The sequence below is a fragment of the Microbacterium oleivorans genome, assembly GCF_013389665.1.
Taxonomy (GTDB): Bacteria; Actinomycetota; Actinomycetes; order Actinomycetales; family Microbacteriaceae; genus Microbacterium; species Microbacterium oleivorans_C.
On sequence record NZ_CP058316.1, the window covers coordinates 2774700 to 2795778 of the forward strand.

General features: G+C 70.9%; 28 protein-coding genes, 1 tRNA gene, 1 pseudogene and 1 riboswitch. Of the genes and pseudogenes, 19 read left to right on the forward strand and 11 right to left on the reverse strand.

Annotation, left to right across the window (positions count from 1 at the left end; translation table 11 throughout):
• Positions 1-59: 59 nt before the first annotated feature.
• Positions 60-998 (reverse strand): alpha/beta fold hydrolase, encoded by a 939-nt coding sequence (locus tag HW566_RS13105; protein WP_178013549.1) that lies wholly within the window; start codon positions 996-998, stop codon positions 60-62.
• A gap of 74 nt (positions 999-1072) precedes the next feature.
• On the opposite strand from HW566_RS13105, the gene HW566_RS13110 reads away from it, so the two are divergent.
• The 3 genes from HW566_RS13110 (at position 1073) to HW566_RS13120 (ending at position 2805) form a co-directional block, all read left to right on the forward strand.
• Complete coding sequence (locus tag HW566_RS13110; RefSeq protein ID WP_178013551.1) at positions 1073-1549, forward strand: carboxymuconolactone decarboxylase family protein; 477 nt, start codon at positions 1073-1075, stop codon at positions 1547-1549.
• Positions 1546-2268: a tyrosine-protein phosphatase gene (locus tag HW566_RS13115; protein ID WP_178013553.1), complete on the forward strand. Its 723-nt coding sequence runs from the start codon at positions 1546-1548 to the stop codon at positions 2266-2268. Before HW566_RS13110 ends, HW566_RS13115 begins: the two co-directional genes overlap by 4 nt.
• 75 nt (positions 2269-2343) lie before the next feature.
• The gene (locus tag HW566_RS13120) at positions 2344-2805 is read left to right on the forward strand and encodes an SIP domain-containing protein (RefSeq protein WP_178013554.1); all 462 of its coding nucleotides are present in this window, start codon (positions 2344-2346) and stop codon (positions 2803-2805) included.
• Positions 2806-2811: 6 nt separating this feature from the next.
• On the opposite strand, the gene HW566_RS13125 is transcribed toward HW566_RS13120, so the two are convergent.
• From HW566_RS13125 to HW566_RS13140, 4 genes are all read right to left on the reverse strand, one after another.
• Positions 2812-3273, reverse strand: coding sequence for a Fe-S oxidoreductase (locus HW566_RS13125; RefSeq protein WP_178013556.1), 462 nt, complete (start codon positions 3271-3273; stop codon positions 2812-2814).
• Positions 3270-4103: an arginase family protein gene (locus HW566_RS13130; RefSeq protein WP_178013558.1), complete on the reverse strand. Its 834-nt coding sequence runs from the start codon at positions 4101-4103 to the stop codon at positions 3270-3272. The genes HW566_RS13125 and HW566_RS13130 overlap by 4 nt, the downstream gene beginning before the upstream one ends.
• Before the next feature lie 88 nt (positions 4104-4191).
• On the reverse strand, positions 4192-4926 hold the full coding sequence (locus HW566_RS13135) for a PspA/IM30 family protein (protein WP_178013560.1): 735 nt from the start codon (positions 4924-4926) through the stop codon (positions 4192-4194).
• 42 nt (positions 4927-4968) lie between these two features.
• Positions 4969-6975 (reverse strand): TPM domain-containing protein, encoded by a 2007-nt coding sequence (locus tag HW566_RS13140; RefSeq protein WP_178013561.1) that lies wholly within the window; start codon positions 6973-6975, stop codon positions 4969-4971.
• A 181-nt stretch (positions 6976-7156) separates the two neighbouring features.
• Here HW566_RS13140 and HW566_RS13145 point away from each other — a divergent pair, with 181 nt between their 5' ends.
• The 7 genes from HW566_RS13145 (at position 7157) to HW566_RS13175 (ending at position 11550) form a co-directional block, all read left to right on the forward strand.
• On the forward strand, positions 7157-7990 hold the full coding sequence (locus HW566_RS13145; protein WP_178013563.1) for a DUF3097 domain-containing protein: 834 nt from the start codon (positions 7157-7159) through the stop codon (positions 7988-7990).
• A 54-nt stretch (positions 7991-8044) separates the two neighbouring features.
• Positions 8045-8800: a tRNA (guanosine(46)-N7)-methyltransferase TrmB gene (gene trmB / locus HW566_RS13150; RefSeq protein ID WP_178013565.1), complete on the forward strand. Its 756-nt coding sequence runs from the start codon at positions 8045-8047 to the stop codon at positions 8798-8800.
• Between the two features lie 4 nt (positions 8801-8804).
• Positions 8805-9659, forward strand: coding sequence for a CPBP family intramembrane glutamic endopeptidase (locus tag HW566_RS13155; RefSeq protein WP_178013567.1), 855 nt, complete (start codon positions 8805-8807; stop codon positions 9657-9659).
• Between the two features lie 49 nt (positions 9660-9708).
• Positions 9709-9774, forward strand: a riboswitch (guanidine-III (ykkC-III) riboswitch).
• 10 nt (positions 9775-9784) lie between these two features.
• Positions 9785-10099 (forward strand): DMT family transporter, encoded by a 315-nt coding sequence (locus HW566_RS13160; protein ID WP_178013569.1) that lies wholly within the window; start codon positions 9785-9787, stop codon positions 10097-10099.
• Entirely contained in the window at positions 10099-10515 is a 417-nt protein-coding gene (locus tag HW566_RS13165; RefSeq protein ID WP_178013571.1) for a DMT family transporter, read from the forward strand. Before HW566_RS13160 ends, HW566_RS13165 begins: the two co-directional genes overlap by 1 nt.
• 255 nt (positions 10516-10770) lie before the next feature.
• Complete coding sequence (locus HW566_RS13170; RefSeq protein ID WP_178013573.1) at positions 10771-10974, forward strand: hypothetical protein; 204 nt, start codon at positions 10771-10773, stop codon at positions 10972-10974.
• Positions 10975-11067: 93 nt separating this feature from the next.
• Positions 11068-11550: a pyridoxamine 5'-phosphate oxidase family protein gene (locus tag HW566_RS13175; RefSeq protein WP_178013574.1), complete on the forward strand. Its 483-nt coding sequence runs from the start codon at positions 11068-11070 to the stop codon at positions 11548-11550.
• Between the two features lie 75 nt (positions 11551-11625).
• On the opposite strand, the gene HW566_RS13180 is transcribed toward HW566_RS13175, so the two are convergent.
• Positions 11626-12462, reverse strand: a complete 837-nt coding sequence (locus HW566_RS13180) for an alpha/beta fold hydrolase (RefSeq protein ID WP_178013576.1) — start codon at positions 12460-12462, stop codon at positions 11626-11628.
• 83 nt (positions 12463-12545) lie between these two features.
• Here HW566_RS13180 and HW566_RS13185 point away from each other — a divergent pair, with 83 nt between their 5' ends.
• Positions 12546-13379, forward strand: a complete 834-nt coding sequence (locus HW566_RS13185; RefSeq protein ID WP_256728717.1) for a DNA-formamidopyrimidine glycosylase family protein — start codon at positions 12546-12548, stop codon at positions 13377-13379.
• Between the two features lie 27 nt (positions 13380-13406).
• On the opposite strand, the gene HW566_RS13190 is transcribed toward HW566_RS13185, so the two are convergent.
• Positions 13407-13895 carry a MarR family winged helix-turn-helix transcriptional regulator gene (locus HW566_RS13190; protein WP_178013578.1) on the reverse strand — a complete coding sequence of 163 codons (489 nt, stop codon included), beginning with the start codon at positions 13893-13895 and terminating at the stop codon, positions 13407-13409.
• Between the two features lie 117 nt (positions 13896-14012).
• Between HW566_RS13190 and HW566_RS13195 the strand changes: the two genes are divergently transcribed.
• The 3 genes from HW566_RS13195 to HW566_RS13205 are packed head-to-tail and all read left to right on the forward strand — an operon-like array spanning position 14013 to position 15005.
• On the forward strand, positions 14013-14399 hold the full coding sequence (locus tag HW566_RS13195) for a DUF7882 family protein (RefSeq protein ID WP_178013580.1): 387 nt from the start codon (positions 14013-14015) through the stop codon (positions 14397-14399).
• Positions 14396-14746 (forward strand): peptide ABC transporter permease, encoded by a 351-nt coding sequence (locus HW566_RS13200; protein WP_178013582.1) that lies wholly within the window; start codon positions 14396-14398, stop codon positions 14744-14746. Before HW566_RS13195 ends, HW566_RS13200 begins: the two co-directional genes overlap by 4 nt.
• A gap of 43 nt (positions 14747-14789) precedes the next feature.
• Positions 14790-15005 (forward strand): hypothetical protein, encoded by a 216-nt coding sequence (locus HW566_RS13205; RefSeq protein WP_178009312.1) that lies wholly within the window; start codon positions 14790-14792, stop codon positions 15003-15005.
• Between the two features lie 127 nt (positions 15006-15132).
• Here HW566_RS13205 and HW566_RS13210 read toward each other — a convergent pair whose 3' ends face one another.
• Positions 15133-15342, reverse strand: coding sequence for a hypothetical protein (locus tag HW566_RS13210; protein WP_178013584.1), 210 nt, complete (start codon positions 15340-15342; stop codon positions 15133-15135).
• 242 nt (positions 15343-15584) lie between these two features.
• On the opposite strand from HW566_RS13210, the gene HW566_RS13215 reads away from it, so the two are divergent.
• From HW566_RS13215 to HW566_RS16255, 5 genes and pseudogenes are all read left to right on the forward strand, one after another.
• Positions 15585-17003 (forward strand): hemolysin family protein, encoded by a 1419-nt coding sequence (locus tag HW566_RS13215; RefSeq protein WP_178013586.1) that lies wholly within the window; start codon positions 15585-15587, stop codon positions 17001-17003.
• Complete coding sequence (locus HW566_RS13220; protein ID WP_178013588.1) at positions 17000-18022, forward strand: CNNM domain-containing protein; 1023 nt, start codon at positions 17000-17002, stop codon at positions 18020-18022. The genes HW566_RS13215 and HW566_RS13220 overlap by 4 nt, the downstream gene beginning before the upstream one ends.
• 142 nt (positions 18023-18164) lie before the next feature.
• Positions 18165-18767 carry a TetR/AcrR family transcriptional regulator gene (locus tag HW566_RS13225; RefSeq protein ID WP_218621630.1) on the forward strand — a complete coding sequence of 201 codons (603 nt, stop codon included), beginning with the start codon at positions 18165-18167 and terminating at the stop codon, positions 18765-18767.
• Positions 18764-19156: pseudogene (locus HW566_RS16250) on the forward strand (NAD(P)H-dependent oxidoreductase); the annotation flags it as partial. The gene HW566_RS13225 and the pseudogene HW566_RS16250, both read left to right, overlap by 4 nt.
• Before the next feature lie 52 nt (positions 19157-19208).
• On the forward strand, positions 19209-19517 hold the full coding sequence (locus tag HW566_RS16255) for a hypothetical protein (RefSeq protein ID WP_372955779.1): 309 nt from the start codon (positions 19209-19211) through the stop codon (positions 19515-19517).
• A gap of 69 nt (positions 19518-19586) precedes the next feature.
• Here HW566_RS16255 and HW566_RS13235 read toward each other — a convergent pair.
• The 3 genes from HW566_RS13235 to HW566_RS13245 form a co-directional block, all read right to left on the reverse strand.
• Positions 19587-19659 (reverse strand) — tRNA-Arg (locus HW566_RS13235).
• 66 nt (positions 19660-19725) lie between these two features.
• Entirely contained in the window at positions 19726-20532 is an 807-nt protein-coding gene (locus HW566_RS13240; protein WP_256728718.1) for an SGNH/GDSL hydrolase family protein, read from the reverse strand.
• 45 nt (positions 20533-20577) lie between these two features.
• Entirely contained in the window at positions 20578-21036 is a 459-nt protein-coding gene (locus HW566_RS13245) for a RidA family protein (RefSeq protein ID WP_178013592.1), read from the reverse strand.
• Positions 21037-21079 lie beyond the last annotated feature (43 nt).

A 21079-nucleotide genomic window follows, 5' to 3' on the forward strand; every position in this document is an offset into this window, starting at 1 on the left:
CCGTCCTGCAGCGTCGCAGTGCGTCACGTTATTTCCGTGGCGGAGTGTCTGTCGCCCTGTCAGAGGGAGGTCAGTCCGGCGTCCCGGATGATGCGGGCGAGCTCGCTCGGCAGTTCCTCCTGCACGTTGTGTCCGGAGTCCACCGTCACGATCCCGGCGTCCGGGAGTCGCGTCGTGAATGCCTCGACATCGGCATCGCTCAGGTACCCGCGGTTGCCGCGCACGAGGGTGACGGGAGCGGAGACGGCCGCCAGATCCTCCCAGCCCGAGGCGGCGAGGATGCCGGCGAGCGAGTCCTGGCGCGCGGACGCGGCGGCGGACGCACCGGGGTCGGCCGCGAGGACGTTGGCGATGCGTGCGAAGTGGTGCTTCCACTCGACGCGGCCGTCCTCGCGCACGCGCGAGTTCAGGTAGACCCCGCGCTCGGCGGCGGTACGGTCGCCGCCGAGCCCGAACGACAGTGCGCGATCGACCATCTCCTCACGCGATGCCCAGTGCGTCGGGCCCGCGAAGAATCGCCGGATCTGGGACGCCCCTCCCGCAGGGTCGAGGCCGGGAGCGATGTCGACGATGACCAGGGCCCTGACGAGCTCGGGATGTGCGGCGGCGAGAGCCGCGGCGGTCAGCCCCCCGAGGGATTGGCCGACGACGACCTGCGGCGTCTCGGTCCAGTGGGCGATGGCCGGAGCGATGTCGGCGGCGAGGGTCCGAGCCGCGTAGTCGGCGTCGTCGCGCCAGCCCGAGTCGCCGTGCCCCGGGAGGTCGAGCGCCAGCACCGGACGGCCGAGGGCGAGAGCCGTCCGATCCCACGTGTGCGCGTTCAGTCCGGCGCCGTGGAGCAGCGTGACCTCGGGGAGGCCGTCACCGAGTCGCAGCGCGCTCAGGGGTCGGCCGTCCGGGGCGAAGGTGAACAGGCGCTCCGCCGACGGCACCGGCACCCCGCTCTCGGCGGCCTGCACGGGCAGGAACGAGAATTCGTCGAACGGTGTCTCGGCCACGGTCGTCCTTGTCCTTCGGTCGGGGGCGGTCTCATTCTCCCCCGGCGCGCACGGGCCGTGGGTAGTGTGAAGGCATGAGTCCGGAGCGCCGTATCCACCTGGCGAAGGCGGCGCGTCCCGCTTTCGATGCGCTCGACGCCTTCGCCCGCACGGTCGGCCGCATCGCCGCCGAGGCCGGCGTCGACGATCGGCTGAAGGAGCTCGCTCTCGTGCACAGCTCGCAGCTCAACGGCTGCGCCTACTGTGCGCGTGTTCACGTCGAGCGCGCCGTCGCCGCGGGGGTGACGGTCGACGAGATCGGCCAACTCTCGACCTGGCGCGACTCCGGCGTCTTCGACGAGCGTGAGCGGGCGGCGCTCGAGCTCGCCGAGGCTTATGTGCATATCGCCGACGACGGCATCTCGGACGAGCTCTACGACCATGTCGGGGGCGTGTTCTCGGAAGCGGAGTACGTCGCCCTGAGCTGGCTGCTGATCTCGATCAACGCGTTCAACCGGCTGACGATCGCGGGTCGCTATCCGGTTCCGCCGCTGCCGAAGGCGGAGGTGTGACCGGCCGGTCCGCCCCCGTGGTCTCGGGCGCGATCAACTTCCGCGACACGGGCGGACTCCCGGCGGGTGGTCGTGCCACCCGTGCCGGGGTGCTGTTCCGCTCGGGCAATCTCTTCCGCGTCGACGACTCGGGCCGGCAGGCGTTGCGAGACCTCGGCCTGCGCCGCATCATCGACCTGCGCGACGACGACGAGGTGCTCTCGGAACCCACCGTGCTCGACGGCTTCACGCACGAGACTCAGCGGGTGCCGCTCTTCGTCGGCTCGGTGGCCTCGTTGTTCCGCGCGGACATGTCACTCGACTCGATGTACCGCTCGCTCGTGGACGACTCCGCACCCCGGGTGCTCGACGTGGTCCGGGGAGTGCTGGCCGAACAGCCCGTCCTGGTGCACTGCACGATCGGCAAGGACCGCACGGGCGTCACGATCGCCCTGATCCTCGCGGCGGCCGGCGTCGACGAGGATGCCGTGATCGCCGACTACGCGCGCACCGAGACGCTGCTGCCGGCCGAGCGGAACGCGCCGATCATCGCGTACCTCCGCGAGCGGCATCCGGATGCGCCGCACCTCGTCGACCTCGCGACCCGGTCGCCGGCGCCGGTGATGCGGGCGCTCCTCGAGGATCTGCGCGAACGCTTCGGCTCGCCGAGGGAGTATCTGCGCGCCCAGGGCCTGGACGACGACGAGCTCGCCGAGTTGCGTCGCATCCTGGTCGCCTGAGCGTGCGCGCGTTCGCTGCGCGATGTGGACGACATAGGTTAGGCATGCCTTTGCGCGAGGTATAGTGGACCCATCATGACCGAGGCCCACAGCGACTCCGCCTGCCGTGCATCGAAGCACGCACGCGTCCAGCAGCTGATCACCGCCGACGAGCACGCGCTCGCCGAGTTGGAGGCCCTGCTCGCGACACTGCCGCTGTGCTCGACGGGCCGCGTGTTCGTCGAGGTTCCCGACGCATCGTGGATCGGCGCGCTCTCGGTGCCCGGCCGCATGATCGTGACCTGGCTCGACCGCTCGGCCCGCTCCGGCGCCGCCGGCACAGGGCGGGCGTGCGCCCCGGGCGAAGCGCTGTCGCGTGCCGTCATCGCCTGGGCCGACGAGATGCTGTGCACCGAGGCCGCACGCTCGACGCGTGTGCATCTGCTGGGCGGGTTCCTCGGGACGGCGGACATCCTCGACCACCTCACCGGACGCCTCGCCCTGGCGGCCGACGAGATCCACACGCCCGCGCGCTTCGGTCTGGCCACCGCTCGCTGAGGGCCGTCAGCCGCGCGCACCGCGGCGGGGGATGTAGTTGCCATCGGCCAGTCCCGCCTCGATCTCGAAGCGATTGCGCAGCGGGTCGCGTCCGGCCAACAGGTAGAGCACGGGCATCAGCAGCCCGTAGCGGCGCCATTGGCGGGCGTGGACGCGCTCGTGCGTCAGCACCCGCTCGTCGGGTTCGCGGTCGCCGGTGAGGAAGCACGATCCGACGCACACTCCGCCCCGGCCGAACGTCCACCCGGGCATCCCCGTGAACACCCACAGGCCGTCCCGGCGCCGTACGCGTCCGGTCGACCAGAGCGACCCCCAGACGAACCCGAATGCCGTCCCGGCACGGGCCCCGAGTCTGCTGACGACGGAGTCGAGGAGGACCGGCGGGATACGTCGGTCGAACGCGACGCCGCGCCGCACGGCATCATCGGCGCGCTCACGCCACTGCGGCGGCGGCGCGACGGGACTCATGCGAGGGCTCCGACGATGCGCAGGACCGATCCCATGTCCTCCACCGCGGCGCCGGGATGCGCCGGCGCGAAGCCCGAGAGGGAGGCGCCCGCCAGCGGCAGCCTCTCGCGCAGTCCGGCGATCGCCGCGGTGACGGTGGGCACGTCGAGGCCGAAGGGTACGGGAGCGGCGACACCGGTGATCACCGCGGGATCGAGCACGTCGAGATCGACGTGCACGTAGACGGATGTCGCGCCGGTGGCCGCCACGGCGTCGGCGAGAGCCCCGGGCGCAGCGAGCTCGTCGGCGCTGAGCACCCGCAGGCCCTCGGCGCGGACGACCTCGCTCTCCGCGTCGTCGAACTCCCGTGCGCCTGCCAGGACGATCCTCGCCGGCGGCACGGCGCCGTCGGCGGTGAGCGGGCCGTGGCCGAAGAGCGCGTGCAGCGCCATGCCCGCGAAGGCCCCCGACGGCGACGAGAGCGGCGTGTGGAGGTCCGCGTGCGCGTCGAACCACACCACGGCCATGCCGCTCGTCCTCGTCGCGGCGTGAGCCACGGCTGGCACGGCGACGCCGCAGTCGCCGCCGATCACCACGGCGTGCTCGGCCGAGGGTGAGGCGTCGCCGTCGGTGCGATCGAGGGCGGTCGCGATCAGGTCCCGGGTGCGCTGGATCGAGCTGAAACGTCGGATGCCGGTGTCGAGTGCCTCCCCGGCCTCGACCGGGACGTCCACGCGCTCGGTCGCGCTGCGGGGGAGGTCTCCGGCGATCGCCTCGGCACCGTCGATCAGGGTCATCGATCGCGCGGAGGGGGATCCCTGCCACTGCGGGACCACGATGAATCGGGTCATGTCGTCATCCTTCGTTCGTGCGCGGAGCACGAACACCGACGTCCGGGCGGCTGCGCCGGCCCGGACGTCGGTGTTCGCGGGGGAGCGGTCAGCGCTCGATCGCCCCGGCGGCGCCGCCGGTCTTCAACGCGGCGAGGCGCGCCTCGACCTCGGTGAGCTGACCGACGTCCTCGAGGCTCTCGAACTGGGCGTCCAGGCTCGACGCGGCCAGTTCCTGCTTGCCGGTGGCGAGAGCCTCCTGGCGCCGCACCTTGTCTTCGAAGCGTCCCAGCTCGCTGGTGGGGTCGAGGACGTCGATGGACTTCACGGCGTCGTGCACGCGGTTCTGCGCCTCGGCGGTCTTGGCGCGGGCCAGCAGCTCGGAGCGCTTCGAGCGCAGCTGGTCGAGCTTGACCTTCATGCCGTTCAGGCCGTCCTTGAGCTTCTCGACGACCTCGGTCTGCGTGGCGATCGTCGGGGCGATGGCCCGCGCCTCGTTCTCCTCGCTGATCTGGCGCTGGAGGGCCACCTTGGCGAGGTTGTCGAACTTGTCGGCGTCGGCGGTGTTGCCGGTTCCGCGCAGCTCGTCGGCCTTGCGGCTCGCGGCCAGGGCCTTGTTGCCCCACTCGGTCGCCGCCTGGATGTCTTCCTGGTGGTCGCGCTCGAGCAGGCGCAGGTTGCCGATGGTCTCGGCGATGGCCGACTCCGCGTCGGCGATCGAGTTCGTGTAGTCCCGCACGAGCTGGTCGAGCATCTTCTGCGGGTCCTCGGCCTGATCGAGCAGGGCGTTGATGTTCGCCTTCATGAGCGTCGAGATGCGACCGAAGATGGACTGCTTTGCCATCGGGGTTCCTTTCGTGGGTGATCTGTGGAGAAGAGTGAGTCGTCAGAAGCGGCCGCCGCCGCGCCGCGAACGGCCGCCGCCGAATCCGCCGCCGCTGCGGCCGCGTGAGCCGCCGCCGAATCCGCCGCGGGGTGTGCCGAAGCCGCTGCCGCCGAATCCCGACGAACGACGCCCCGTGGAGCCGCCGCCCAACAGCGAGTTCAGCACCATGCCGCCGATCATGGCTCCCATCATGCCGTTGGAGTTCGAGCCGGGCGAGCCCTGCGCGAAGCCGCCGACATCCGTCCGTGCCGCGTCGATCGCGAGGCCGCTGAGCTGCGTCGCGCGCGCGGCATCGGCGAGGGCGCGTTCGGGCTCGATTTGAGCGGTGGCTTCGGCCCGGTCCAGGGACGCGCGCGCTTCGGCGACGCGTGTCCGCGCCGTGGCTCCGACTGCCCCGCGTCGCGTCCCGATGTAATCCTCGGCCGCTGAGACCCGCGCTCGGGCCTGCTGCAGCTGCTGCTCCAGCGTCTGCCGGGCGCGCGTCGCCCGCTGGGCGGCGTCGCGGGCTCCCGCGAGTGCTGCGTCGATGGCCGAGTTGGCGCCGAGGAGGGTTGCCAGAGCCGTCTGCGGGCGGCGGTGAGTGCCGGTGAGCTGGGCGCGTGAGGCGTCGATCTGCTGGCGCGTCGCCGAGACGACCGCGGCGAGTGACCCATCGGGGTCGGGCACGCCGACGGCTGCAGCGACATCCTGCTCGAGCTCGCCGATGAGGGCCGCCGCGTCGCGTTCGGCGGTCGCGAGGTCGGCGGATACCTTGTCGACCGCGGCCTCCAACCGGGCGGCCTGGGCCACGGCTCCCTCCGCAGCCCGCAGCGCAACGGCTGCGGCGGAGCCGTCGCCCGCTGCGATCGCTGCCTGAGCCGCGGCGAGCTGCTCGTCCGCGTAGTCGAGGCGGCTTCGTGCCTGGTCGTGGTTGTCGCCGACGGTCGAGAGCTCGTCGGGCGCGTAGGTCGAACGGAGCCGCTCGAGAGAGGCGATCGCGTCGTCGAGGCCGGTCGCGGCGGTCGCGCGCTCCTGCTGGATGCGCACGAGCGCCTCGGGGGCGTTCTGCTCGAGGGCGCGCAGACGATCGAATTCCTCCGTCCGGGCGTCGAGCTCGGCGTCGGCGTGTGCACAGAGCTCGAGGATCCGCGTGTGGACGGCACGCACGTCCGCCTCGGTGTCGGGCTGGTCGTCGTCGAGTCGCTGTTGGAGCGAGAAAGCCTCGTCGAGATCGCGGCGGGCTTGCGCGAGCGTCTCGGTGAATGCGGTCGCCGCGTCGTCCCCGAACTGTGCTCGGGCGAACCCGAGCTCCTGTTCGCTCGTGCGAATGGCGTCGTCCGCGGCGACGAGCGCACTGGCCGATCGGCGGGCGAGCTCCTCGATCGGCTCGGAGGCCGGGCCGCGTTCGACCGACGCGCCGGCGCGACGGCGCCGGACGACGATGACGACGACGGCGATGACGGCGCCCACGGCCAGGATGCCGAGGACGATCGTGAGCACGGGGACACCTCTGCCACTGTCCGAACCGCCGCCCGCGTCGTCGCCGGAGACGCCGACGGCAGCGGCCAGGCCGCCGGCGGCGGCGAAGGCCGCTCCGCTCCAGTCGCCCGAGCGGAGCTCCGGCAGGATGTCCTCCGTCTCGATGCGTCCGAGGGCATCGGCGTCGACCGGACCGGCGGTGTCGCCCGAGAGATAGAAGTTGCGCTGTTCGGTCGCGATGGCGAGGACGTACTGGTTCACGCCGAGACCGCCCTTCTGCGCGACGTCGTTCGCCCAGCCCTCCGCGTCGGAGGGTGAGGTGAAGGCGTCGACGTAGACCACCCAGAGATCGATTCCGGCCTCGCTGCTGAGAGCGGTGAGCCTCTCGTCGAGGGATCGTTCCTCCCCCTCCGACAGCGCGTCGACCCGATCGACCACGCGGCCGGCGCCCAAGTCGACAGGATCGGTGGCCCACGCTGCGGCGGAACCGCCGAGGACGAGCATCAGAGTCGCCACGATCGAGAGCGTCACTGCTCGGAGCACGCGCATCCGTTCCCCTTCCGAGGACGGAGGACCGGCCTCGCCCCCACTCTATTGAGGGCCCCGAGTCCGAGCCTATGCGGGGACTGGGAATCAGCGGGCAGCGGAATCGCGGCGCGGATACCCGCGGGTGCGTGCGCCGGCGACTACGCTGACCGGCGGCCGCACGGCCGTGAGGCGGGAGGCTGCAATGGACGACAGGTACGGCACCGATGTGCTCGCGGCCGGCTGGCGCGAGGCGGGTCGCAAGGTCGTCCCAGAGACGGCCGCAGAGGTCGATCTCGTCGTCGAGGTCGCCGCGGACGGATACTGCGGGGCCGTCGTCGCGGTGCGCGGCGGCAACGTCGAGCTCGAGGACCGTCTCGGCAAGGTGCGCATCTTCCCCCTCGGTGGCGGCTTCCTCGTGGACGGCGAGCCGGTCAAGCTCGTCGCGCCGCAGGCCCAGGCGTCCGCCGGTCGGCTGCGGACGGCATCCGGATCGTTCGTGGCACCGCAGCAGCGGGCCCGTGTCGCACGCGCCTCGCGCATCCTCGTCGAGGGCCGGCACGACGCCGAGCTGGTCGAGAAGGTATGGGGCGCCGACCTGCGTGTCGAGGGTGTCGTCGTGGAGTACCTACAGGGCGTCGATCTGCTCGACGACCTCCTGCGGGACGAGCCGCCCTCGGCCGAGCGACGCTACGGCGTTCTCGTCGACCACCTCGTCGCGGGGTCGAAGGAGACGCGTATCGCCGAACAGATCCTGCGCGGGCCGCACGGGGCGCACCTGAAGATCGTCGGCCACCCCCACATCGACGTCTGGCAGTGCGTCCGCCCCGAGGCGGTCGGCATCCGGGCGTGGCCCGTCGTGCCGCGGGGGATCGACTGGAAGACGGGGGTCTGCCGCGCACTCGGCTGGCCCGCAAAAGACCAGGCCGACATCGCGCACGCCTGGCAGCGCATCCTCGGATCTGTGCGGACGTACCGCGACCTCGACCCCGCTCTGCTCGGGCGGGTGGAGGAGCTGATCGATTTCGTCACGGTCTGAGGGGAGAGGGCGCAACGGCTCGGCGCGCTCTCGACGGCTCGATAGCCTGGACCCATGCCCGAGACCGACGAGCCCGACACCGGCGACGAGCCCCGCTACCGCGAGCGCCCCGTGTCGTTCGCGCGTCGCAGCGGCCGGATGAGCGACGGTCAGGAGCGCGCGTGGAACCAGCTCGGATCCTTCTACGCCGTGCCGGTCGAGCGTGATCAGGCGGTGTTGAGCGTGCGCCCCGGTGCGCAGGTCGATCCGGCGACTCTGTTCGGGCGGTCGGCCCCGCTCATCGTCGAGATCGGATCGGGGCAGGGCCACGCGATCGTCGCCGCGGCCGAGACCGCGCCCGCGACGGACTTCCTCGCCGTGGAGGTCTTCCGGGCGGGCCTGGCCCGGACCATGCTCGACGCCGATCGAGCCGGCGTGCGCAACCTGCGCCTGGTCGAGGCGAACGCGCCCGAGGTGCTGGAGCATCTGCTGCCGCCGGCATCGGTCGACGAGCTCTGGATCTTCTTCTCCGACCCGTGGCACAAGAATCGACACACGAAGCGCCGACTCATCTCGCCCGACTTCGCGCCGTTGGCCGCTCGGGTCCTCAAGCCGGGCGGGGCGCTGCGACTGGCCACCGACTGGCAGGATTACGCGCTGCAGATGCGGGAGGTGATGTCGGATGCCGCGGGCTTCGCTGCCGGATTCGACGGCGCCTGGGCGCCGCGGTTCGAGGGACGTGTCATGACGGCCTTCGAGCGCAAGGGCATCGCCAAGGGGCGCGACATCCGCGACCTCGTCTACCTCCGCACCGACGACGACCTGCGCTGAGCCGATGAAGACGCACGCAGCCCTCGGGTCACGCCCGTTCATCTCGGTCAGCACCGTCCCGGCGCTTCTGGTGTGCCTGGCCGCGCCCGCGTTCTTCGTCCTGCTGCAGCCCTGGCTGGGCTGGACGCTGCTCGTCGTGGGGCTCGTCGTCGCGCTCGGTGTCGATCGTTGGCGCGTCAGCGAGACGCGCCCTTCGCTCACGCGGGACCTCTCGCTGATCGCGCTCGGCCTGGTCGTAGTCAGCCTGATCGACCTCAAGGCCGAGCTCGACAACCCGGCGATGCTGCGGTTCACGCTCGCCTTGGGCGGCGCCGTGCTGCTGCCCTACCTCGTGTCGCGGTACCTGTACCGGGATCACGCCATCCGATTCCCCTGGCGGGGAGGCGGCCGCTGGACGCGTTTCCAGTGGATCTGGCTCGCCGCCGTGCTGGTCCTGGGCTGGCTGATCCTGCCGTTCTACTTCATCACCTCGGGCGTCTACACCAACTGGCCCGTCGTCGACACGCCCGAGCTCATCGTGCGGCTCTTCGTGGGTGTCGGGGCGGTGGGCATCTGGGACGAGCTGTTCTTCATCTGCACGTGCTTCGCGCTGCTGCGGCGCCACTTCGCCGATGCGTCGGCGAATGTGCTGCAGGCCATCGTGTTCGTGTCGTTCCTCTGGGAGCTCGGCTACCAGGCCTGGGGTCCGGCGCTCACGGTTCCGTTCGCGCTCCTCCAGGGGTGGATCTTCCTCCGCACGAAGTCGCTCGCCTACGTCGTGACGGTGCACCTCCTCTTCGACGCCGTCGTGTTCGGCGTGCTCGTCCATGCCCACAATCCCGGCCTGCTCGACGCCCTCTTCCTCGTTCCCGCACCCTGACAGCACGCGGTGCGCAGACGGTGCACAGACGGCCGCGCTAGCATCGACCGCGGAGCCCGGGTCATGGGCTCGCGGACGAGGGAGCAGTACCCGCACACGACAAGACTGACTCGGACGGGTCTGTCATGGCATGGGTGATTCTGATCGCTTCGGGCGTCCTGGAAGCGGTGTGGGCCTCCGCGCTCGCAGCATCCGAGGGGTTCCGCCGGCGGCGGCCGACGATGGTCTTCGTCGTCGCCCTCGTGGCGAGCATGGGCGGCCTCGCCCTGGCGATGACCGAGCTGCCCACCGGCACCGCGTACGCCGTGTGGGTGGGCGTGGGTGCGACGCTCACCGTCGTGTGGGCGATGATCACCCGACGCGAGCGAGCCTCGACCGCGCGCATCCTGCTGCTTCTGCTGCTCGTGGCCTCGGTCATCGGGCTGAAGGTGGTCAGCTGATGGCCTGGTTCGTCCTTCTGCTCAGCGCCGTGTGCGAGGCGGTCTGGGCCACCGCCCTCGGCCACTCGCAGGGGCTCACCGAGCCGGCAGCGACCGTCGTGTTCGTCGTCGGGGTGACTCTCAGCATGGTCGGACTCGGCTGGGCGATGAAGCAGATCCCCATCGGGACCGCCTACGCCGTATGGGTGGGTGTCGGCGCCGCGCTCACGGTTGCCTGGTCGATCCTGTCGGGGGCCGAGCCCTTCTCGATCGGCAAAGTGGTGTTCATCGCGGGCATCGTCGCCGCCGTGATCGGACTCAAGCTGGTCCCCGCTGCGGCGGCGATCAGCCCAGACGCGACAGCAGGGCCGGTCCGAATGCCGCGATCGCCGCGATCGGCACGACGAGCGCGGCCGCTGCGACGATCCCGACAATGACGATGTTGCCCAGGATCGCCGCGACGAGAGCGCGGCCGCGGTCAGAAGCGGATCGGATGCGGTCGGCGGCAGAGAGCGGTGCTGTGGTCACATATCGACGGTACGAAGCGGCAGGGCGTCACCGCGTCGGTCGAGCGGCTGAACGGCATCCTCCTCGGGGATGATCTCGCGCTGGGGGACTGTCAATGCCCTTCGCGGCGCCGCCGCGGCGGACGTAGCCTCTGGGGTCACCGCGAGAAGACGAAGGAGCGCACCATGACCGACCCGCACACCCGCCCCGGGGCCGAGCCGGGCGACGCCGGCGACGGCGTCGAGACCGGAACCACGACGGGCGGAGCCTCCGCGTTCCCGGGATCGCCGAGCGCGGCGCCCGACGAGCCGGCCCCCGACGAAACAGACGGTTCCGACACGACGACGGACGCGGACGGCGATCCGCTCGAGAACCCGTCGGGAGGCTGAGCGCCCCCTGTCAAGCAGGAGCGCCGCCGGCCCGGGCGATGTCAGTGTAAGGACACGGCGCCCACGCCCGGATGCCGCGATGAAGGAGGAGCCATGAGCGACACGGAAGATCCCCGCACGACCCTCGCCGAGCTGTTGCCGGACTTCCGGTTCGCGATGGTGACGACCGCCGACGCCGACGGCAAGCTCACGGCCCGCCCGCTCACCGTGCAGGAGGCGGAGTTCGACGGCGACCTCTGGTTCGTCGTGGATCGTGAGTCGTCGGTGGCCGCCCACGTGGGCGAGCGACCGGGCGTCGGGGTCGCACTGAGCACGAACGACGCCTGGGTGTCGCTGGCCGGGGAGGCCCGGATCGTGGACGACCGCGCCCGGCTCGGCCACTACTGGTCGAGCACCCTGGAGGCCTGGTTCCCCGACGGGCCCGACGATCCCCGCGTCACGCTGCTGCGGATCGATGCCGTCTCGGGGGAGTACTGGAGCAGCGCCGGCGGACGCGTCGCGACGGCGATCGGCCTGATCAAATCGAAGATCACGGGCGAGACCTACGAGGGTCGCAACGAGAAGCTCGATCTCTGAACGAGACGATCGCCCGGTCATCGAACGAAGGGCCGTCCCGCGTGGAGCGGGACGGCCCTTCGTTCGATCAGCGCGTCACTTCGCGAGGAAGGCGAGCAGCGCCTCGTTGAACCGCCCCGCGTGGCTGACATTCAGACCGTGCGGTGCGTCGTCGATCAGGACGAGCTCGCTTCCCGCGAGCTGCTCGTGCGTGCGCTTCCCCGAGCCCTCGAAGGGGACGGTGCCGTCGCCCGAACCGTGGATGACCAGGGCGGGCACGGTGACGGCCTCGAGGTCACGGCGGAAGTCGGTGGTGCCGAAGGCCTCCATCGACTTGAGCGCAGCGTGGTGGTCGGCCTGTCGTGTCAGCGCGATCGCCTGCTGACGCTGCTCCTCGGTGACCTTGAGATCGCCGTCGACCGAGAAGAACTGGGTCGTGAACCCGTCGTAGAACGTCGCCTCGTCCTCCTTGAGGCCGTTCTCCATCTCGTCGGCCTGCTCCTGCGTCAGCGGGCCCTCCGGGTTGTCGGGGGTCTGGGCGAGATAGGGAGGCACCGCCGCGGCGAAGACGACGCTGCGCAGCCGGTCCTGGCCGTGATTGGCGATGTAACGGGCGACCTCGCCGCCGCCCATCGAGAATCCGACGAGCGTCACGTCCCGCAGATCCAGGGTCTCGAGCACCGCGGCGAGATCGGAGGCGAAGGTGTTGTAGTCGTAGCCCGAGCGCGGCTTGTCGCTCCGGCCGAAGCCGCGGCGGTCGTAGGCGACCACACGGTATCCGGCGGCGGCGAGAGCCGGGATCTGCTCGGACCATGATTCGGCCGACAGCGGCCAGCCGTGGATGAGCACGACCGGACGGCCGCTGCCGCCGGTGTCGTCGACGTGCAGCTCGACGTCGTTGAAGAGGCCTTTGTGTGCGGTGATCTCAGTCATGAGGTCATCATCGCCAGACGCCCCACCGTACTCGAACAGTTGACGAAATACGTCCGGCGGTCTAGAACGCGGGCAGACTGTCGATGTGCGCCGTCGAACACCCCCGGGAACTCGTCGTGCCCGAAGGTGACAGCGTCTACCGGCTGGCCGACCGCCTTCGGCGGCAGGTCGCGCACCGGCGCATCGTCGCCGGAGAGCTCCGGTCAGGAACGGCGGCGGGGACATCGCTGGCAGGTCTGGCGATCGGCGGCTTCGACACGCACGGCAAGCACCTGGTCACCACACTGGACCCGGGATGGGCGTTGCACACGCACCTGCTCATGCAGGGGTCGTGGTCGGTCACCCGGGCAGGACGGTCGGTGCCGGCGCGGCTGAGGTCGGCGGTGCGCGTGCGAGCGTCGCTCGATGACGGGAGCACCCTCTGGGGAATCGACATGCCCGTGGTCGAGATGCTCCGCGCGTCCTCGGTGCGAGCCGCTCTCGCGCACCTGGGTCCGGACCCGCTGCGACCCGATTGGGATGCCGCCGAGGCGGCCCGGAGGCTGCGGTCGGCTGCGGATCGCCCCCTCGTCGCCGCCTTGCTCGACCAGCGGATCATCGCGGGACTCGGAAACCTGTGGGTCAACGAGCTCGCGTTCCTCTCCGGGGCGCATCCGTTCGCTCCGGCCGGTGCCGTCGACGCGGATGCGCTCGTGGATCGGGCGGCTCGTGCGCTTCGACTCTCGGCGACCGTCGCCGGGATGTATCAGGTGACGACGGGGGACCGGCGACCGGGCCGGTCCCACTGGGTCGCGGGTCGTGCCGGCAAGCCGTGTCTTCGCTGCGGGACGATGATCCGCGTGCGGGCCGAGGTCGCCGACGATCCGCAGCGGCGCCGGACCTGGTGGTGCCCGTTCTGTCAGCCTTCCGGCTCGTGATGGCGCGGAAGAGCGGAGGAACGTCCGTCAGCGCCGGAGTGCAGACGCCGGCTCGACCGAGTCGACGGCATCCTGCATCCGGGAGAGGAAGTCGATGACGGCTTCCGTCGCCTCGGCCGACGTGTCGGCCGCCACCTGGTGCATGCGATCGTGCATGGCAGAGAGCGTGGATCTGACCTCGTCGTCCGCACGCTCGGTGGGCTCGAGATAGACGCTGCGCCGATCGCTCGGGTGCGGGACTCGGCGTAGATAACCGGAGCTCTCCAGTCTGTCGAGCAGACTCGTCGTGCTGGCGGTCGAGATCCCGAGGTACTTCGCAACGTCTCCGGGTTTGACCTGCAAGCCGCGCGACTGCGCGCGCAGCAACTGCCGGATGACCAGGAGCTCGTTCTCGCCCATCGACATCGACTCGCGCGTACGACGGCGCATCGCCGCTTCCGCCGCCTGGTAGAGGCGCAGGGCCTCCAGGGCGCTGGTCGCGCGCTGGCGGTCGTTGTCGTAGAAGAAACCGGTCATGTGTGCACCTCCGCACTTGTGCTCGTAGGTATAACTTATCAGATAACTAACTTGACGAGATACTTTCACAACTAGTAGCGTTAGCGACAAGTCATCCAGCATCTGTGAGGAGCCACCATGGGCCAGCTGTTCTACGGGAACGCTTCCGAGTCGATTGAGATCCCTGACCGCCTGCTCGCCCACCTGAAGGTGTTGGCGGCGACGAAGCTGCGACGTTCCGAGAGCTTCACGCTCACGTGGAAGCACGTCGACGGTTCTGCATCGGGGCGCTCGACCATCTGGCTGCAGCCGTCGATCCCCCTCCGGTTCGTCTTCGACTCGGCCGAGCCCGAGAAGCTCGACTCGAACCTGCTGACCGAGATGGCCAAGTCGGCGACATCGTCGGCGGGATTGGTGGTCGATCTGGCCGAGTACGCCCCGGCGGCTGCGCCGGCGGCCGGACCGGCCTCCCTCGAGGCCTCCGCCGCACCCGCCCTCGCGGGAGAACTGGCGACCGCAGCATGACCAGCCTCCTCGCCGAGCCGGCGGCCCCGCGCGTCCTGAGCGCGCGTCGCATCACCTGGTCGACCGTGGCGCCCGGCTTCTACGTCGCCTCCACCGACGGCGAGTTCGTCGGATCGATCGACGTGTCGTCGGACGGCCATTACATCGCCCTCGACGGCCACGCCACACCGATCGGCCGGTACGCGACGCTGAAAGAGGCGCAGCACTCGCTCCTCACCACGGATGCTCCGGGAAACCGCGCCCGCAAGCGCATGGTCCGTCGCAACATCCGTGCCGCCGCCACGGCCTCCGGTGCCGTCGCGGGTGCGCTCGCGCTCACGGCCGGCGCCCTCGCACCGTTCATCTGACCTCGGCCCGAAGCGGCCGCCACCCAGAGAGAAGAGGAAAACGATGACCTCGAACGAGACGCACCGCGATACCGACGAGAACGCCTACGAGGGTCCGGACATCGAAGTCCCCACCGGCGAGCACGACAGCGAGGGGACTCCCGAGCCGGGCGGTCTCGGCGGTGACGGCACCATTCCCTCGAACCCCGACGGTGTGGCCGCCGGTCACACCGGGACGGCATCCACCTTCGAGCCCGAAGAGGACGAGCAGTCCTCCTGAGGCCCGTACCGGAGGGTCGGAGGCGGCGCGGTCCCCAACCCTCGCACCAGCGGTCCTCACGACCGTCGCATCACAGCGAAGCGCCCGAGACATCCTCCCGTCTCGGGCGCTTCGCTGTGCGGGCGGGTCAGGCGCCGAGCTTCTTCGATGCCTTGCGCGCAGCGGAGTCGACGACTTTGCGGGCACGCTTGCGCGCCTTGCGCAACGAGGGATCATCCCAGAGGTGCTTCGCAGCGTGGCTGATGTCGCGGTATCGGGCCCGCCCGGCCTTCGCTCCGGCGATGTAGGCGGCGACCCCCACGACGAGGATCAGCAGGCAGGCTTTGGGCTTCGGCATCCCGTACTCCATTCGGTCGATGTGTCGCCCACGCTACGGATGCCGCGGAGTCGCGTCATCGGCTTGACAGAGGCCGATGTCGCACGGTCCGTGCGGGCGGTCGCCCGGGGGGACTTGCGGCTATCCTGTAGACGCCCACCCGTGCCCTATCGAGAAAGAACACCCGTGAGCCGTCGCCGTGCCTCCACCGACCAGGAGGGTCGATCTTCGTACCCCCTCACTGAGAGAGGGGGTGACACCGAATGACCGAAGCGGTCCTGACACTGTTGTTGGGGATCCTGCTGACGCTGGCGATCATCGCGGCCTGCGGATTCTTCGTCGCGCAGGAGTTCGCCTACATGTCGGTCGACCGGTCGCGCATGGCGGCCCGGGCCGAGAAGGGCGACGCGCAGGCAGCACGCGTGCTCGCCATCACCAAGCGCACCTCTTTCATGCTCTCGGGCGCGCAGCTCGGCATCACCGTGACCGGCCTGATGATCGGCTACGTCGCCGAGCCTCTGATCGGCGAATCCATCGGCACGCTCCTCGGCGGAGTCGGCATCGACCCGTCCGTCTCGGTGCTGATCGGTACCGTGGGGGCGCTGGTGCTCGCGACCGTCGTGACGATGATCTTCGGCGAGCTCTACCCGAAGAATCTCGCCATCGCGAGTCCCGAGCCGCTCGCGCGCGCGTTGGCGGTGCCCACCCGTATCTATCTGATGCTCTTCGGCTGGCTGATCACCGTGTTCGACGTCGCCGCGAACGCGCTGCTGCGCCTGCTGCGCATCGAGCCTCTCGAGGACGTCGACGAGAGCGCGACCGCGCGTGACCTCGAGGCGATCATCGAGGAGTCCCGCGCGAGCGGCGACCTTCCCGACGATCTGTCGATGATCATCGACCGCATCCTCGACTTCCCGCAGCGCGACGTCGAGCACGCGATGGTGCCGCGCTCGCGCATCGACTCGATCTCGCCCGACACGACGGTGGGCGAGGTGCGCGCGCTCATGGCGACGGGCCACACGCGCTACCCGGTCATCGGCCACGAGGACGACCCCGTCGGCGTCGTCGAGCTGATCGACCTGCTGCGCGGCCATTACGCCGACGATGCGCCGGTGTCGACGATGATGCGCGAGGCCGTCGTGCTTCCGACGACCATGCAGCTGCCCGTCGCGCTCGACCGCATGCGGCAGACGCGCAACGAGCTCGCGTGCGTCGTCGACGAATACGGCAACTTCGACGGCATCCTCACGATCGAGGACCTGACCGAGGAGGTCATCGGCGAGATCTCGGACGAGCACGACCTCGACGTCCACGAGATCGTCAGCGTCGGCGACGACCATTGGCGCCTGCCCGGCGACATCCACCTCGACGAGGTCGAGCGGCTCATCGGCCACGACCTGCCGCGGGACGACGCCGAGACCATCGCCGGACTCATCATCAGCGAGCACGGCGACCTGCTGCCCGAGGGGGCTCTCGTGCGAATCGACCTGCCCGAGCGCGCGTCCGAGACCGTTCAGGGCCTGCGGATGCAGCGCTGGCTGGACGTCGAGGTGGTCGAGGTCGCGCGGCTCGTCCCGTCGGAGCTCGTCGTGCGCCTGCACGAGGTGGACCTGGATGCCGACGCCGAGGGCGGCGATGCCGTCGTCGCGGCCGGCGCGCCCGATGAGGAGGTGACCCGATGAGCTGGTGGGTCGTCACGATCATCACGATCGCGCTCATCGTCGCGAGTGCGTTCTTCGTCATCGTCGAGTTCGCGCTCCTCGCCGCCCGACGCCACCGGCTGGAGGAGGAGGCCGACCGCAGTGCCTCGGCGCGCGCCGCGTTGCGCGGGGTCAACGAGCTGACCGTCATGCTCGCGTTCGCTCAGCTGGGCATCACCGCGTGCACGTTCCTGCTGGGCGCGATCACCAAGCCGGCGATCGACTACGCGCTGGCGCCGGTGTTCGAGCAGTGGGGTCTGCCCTACGTGCTGGCCGACGTCATCGCGTTCATGCTGGCCCTCGTCGTGGTGACCTTCCTGCACCTCGTCATCGGCGAGATGGCGCCGAAGTCGTGGGCGATCGCGCACCCGGAGGTCGCGGCGAAGGCGACGGGAATCACCGCCCGCGCGCTCACCTGGCCACTGCGTCCGTTCCTGCTGTGGATCAACCACATCGCCAACCGGCTCGTGAAGGCATCGGGCGTGGAGCCCGTCGAGAAGGCCGCCGCCGGTGGCCAGGATGCCGACACGATCCGCGAGCTCGTCGCGCACTCGCGCGCGGCGGGGACGCTCGAGGTGCAGTACTCCGAGCCCATCGCCCGGGCCATCGCGCTCGGCTCGCTGACCGTCGGCGACATCGTGCGCACCGACCGCGTCCCCACGTCGGTGCCGATGACGGCGACCGCCGCCGACGTGCAGGCCGTCGCCGCGTCGTCGAGCCACCTGCGCATCCTGGTGGGGGAGGGTGCCTCGAGCCGGGTGGCGCACGTCCGCGACACCCTCGCCGTCCCTCCCGGCACCCCGGCGATCGACATCGCCCGCGAGGCCCTGGTCGTGACCCCGGACGCCTCGGCCTATGACGCCCTCGCACGCATGCGCCGCGGGCACGTGCAGTTGGCGACGGTCGTCGACGGCGACCGGCTGCTCGGGGTCGTCACGCTCGACGACCTGTTGCGCGAGGTGCTGCCGGGTGCTGCCGACAGCGAGCTGATCACGAGCTGATCCCGTCGGCCGGGCGTCGGTCGCCCGCCCGCATGGCAGGTCGCGTCTGTTCCCGGTGGGGATAGGGGCGCGACCTGCCGGGCGAGCGCCCGCATCCTGCCGCGTCCGCTAAGCTACGAAGAGTAACTTAGCGGGAGGCCCGATGAGCGACGAACAGCGGCGGCGCCGGATGCCGCGACACGAGCGTCGGGCGCAGCTGCTGGCCGTCGCTCGTGAGCTCATCCGCGACGGGGGGACCGACGAGTTCACCCTCGGGCGTCTCGCCGAGCGCGCCGGCGTGACCAAGCCGGTCGTCTACGACCACTTCGGCGATCGCGCCGGCGCGATCGCCGAGCTCTATCGCGCGTTCGAGGAGCAGCAGCGTGCGAGTCTGACCGCCGCCCTGGCGGGCGCAGACCCGTCGCTGGCGTCGGTCTGCGCCGCCGTGGCGGGCGCGTACATCGACTGCTCGCTCGCCGAGGGGCGTGAGCTGGCCGACGTCGTCTCGGCTCTGGCCGGCTCGGCGACGCTCGCCGAGGTGCGCCGCGAGGCGGAGGACGCCTATCTCGAGCTGTGCCGTGTGGCGCTCGCGACCTGCGGCGCGCGGCTCGACCACGCCGCCGCGCGAGCTGTGGTCGGTGCCGGCGACGCCCTCGCGCGATCGGTGCTCGAACGCCGGATCGGGGCCGAATCGGCAAGGTTCTCCCTCTCCCGCGTGCTCCGCGCCCTCGCCGACCCATCCACCGACCGACCGGAGGCATCATGACCATCTCGCACGAACCGACGCCGAACGCCGCGCACTGGGTGCTGGCCCATCCGCGCTCGTCCTCGCTGAACGCTCGACTGTTCCGCGACGGGGCCGACGAGCTGGCGAAGACGCACACGGTGGCGACGTCCGATCTGTACGCCGACGGCTTCCGCCCCGTCTTCACCGACCAGGAGCTCGACGTCACCCTCGGCCGGGCCTTCGGCGCGCCCGGTGGTGCGTATGGGCAGGCGGCGTTCCCCGACGATGTGATCGAGGAGCAGCGCAAGCTCGCCGCAGCCGAGCTGCTCGTGCTGCAGTTCCCGCTGTGGTGGTACGGGCCGCCGGCGATCCTCAAGGGGTGGATCGACCGCGTGCTCACCAACGGCTTCGCATACGGCGACATGGACCCCGAGCTCGGCGTCCCGCGCCGTTACGGCGACGGCGGACTCTCGGGACGGCGTGCGCTCGATCGGAGCGCGCGGCATCAGCGGAGACCTCGACTCGCTGCTCTTCCCGCTCACCCACGGCGCGCTCTGGTACGTCGGCATCGAGGCCCTCGACCTGCACGTCGTCTACGACGCAGACGGGCTGGATGCCGCCGGCGTCGACCGCGAGGCGGAGCGCCTGCGTGCGCGCATCGCGGGCCTCGGGGCGGAGCAGCCGCGGCGGTACCGGGCACTCCGCGACGGCGACTACCGGGGAACGCGGGCGCTGCGCGGCGACATCCATCCGGGCCGGACCGACTTCGGCATCCACCTGGCCGACTGACGCCGGCCGAGGCTCGGCCGCGGGAACGCCGAAGGGCAGCCGATCTCTCGACTGCCCTTCTCGTGACTGTGCCCCCGACTGGAATCGAACCAGCGACCTTTGGTACCGGAAACCAACGCTCTATCCCCTGAGCTACGGAGGCGTGCCGATCGAGACTATCACTGCGGTGGCCGGTGCTCCGACCGCCGCAGCGGTGGATGCGGCGGTGTCAGGGAACGAGAGGCTCGGGCGCGGGTTCGGCCGCGACGGCCGGCGCCTCGGTGATGGCGGCGATGTCGGCCGCGAGGCGGTCGGCGAGGTAGGCGTGGCCGGCGGTGGAGGGGTGGTCGCGACCGGTCGCGCCGGTGTCGATCACGTCGAGGTAGTTCGCGTCGGTGATCCAGTCCTCCGCGATGGGGGAGAGATACCACCAGCCTCGCGCGGCGGCGAGATCGGCGAGGTCGCGGTCGATGCGTGCTGTCTGCGTCTCGACCGGGAGCACCTGGGGTGCGGGTCCGAGGATCACGATGCGTGCGTCGGGGTAGGTCGCCGCGAGAGCGTCCCACGCGGCGTCCACGGCGTCGCGGTAGCCCGCGGCGCCCTGCTTGCGGTCGTTGATCGACCCCTGCACGATCACGAGGTCGGGATCGAGAACGGGATCGAGGGCTGCGATGCGGTCACCGAACGAGGGGCCGTCGATGCCGGGCTTGAGGTAGCCGCTGCCCCGCACGCCGTCGACGATCGTCGTCCAGCCGGTGCGCTGGGCCAGGACGTAGGCGTAGCCGAGGGTCGGATCCGTGGCGGCCGAGCCGTACGTCCAGGAGTCGCCGAAGACCAGCACGCGCGCCTGCGCCGGCAGGCTCAGCGGCTGGGCGGCCACGACCGAGACCGCGTTCGTGCCCGATGCTGCAGCGGTCCCCGCCGGTGCCGCCCAGGGACGCCAGGCGACGGCCAGCACGACGGCAACGGCGGCGATGGCCACCGCCGAGACGGCCCAAGCGGCGCGGCGGCGGGGGAGTGCGATTCGGGAGGGCACACGCTGAGGGTACGTCATCCGCCGACCATCGCGGCGGCCTTCGTGTCAAGAGGTTGCGGCGGCCGGTTCGTCGTGCTGCGCGCCGGGGCGGGGCGGGTCGTCGCGAACGGCGGCGACCGCCTCGATCTCGACGAGCTGATCGTCGTAGCCGAGGACCGTCACCCCCATCAGGGTGCTCGGCACGTCGTGGTCGCCGAAGGCGTCGCGCACGACCTCCCACGCGGTGACGAGGTCGGCCTGCGCACGAGAGGCGACGAGCACGCGCGTGCTGATGACGTCCCCGATGCCGGCGCCGGCCGCCGCCAACGCGGTGCGCATGTTCTGGATGCAGGACGCCGCCTGCGCGGCGTAGTCGCCGACGCCGACCGTGGATCCGTCCGCGGCCAGCGGGCACGACCCGGCGAGGAAGATGAGCCGGGCATCGGCCGGCGCGGTCGCCGCGTAGGCGTACTCGGCGGCGTTCGACAGGGCTGTGGAGCGGATGAGGGTGACGGTCTCGGGCATGCTGCGCTCCAGTCTCGGGGTCGTGCACCAGCCTGACACGCCC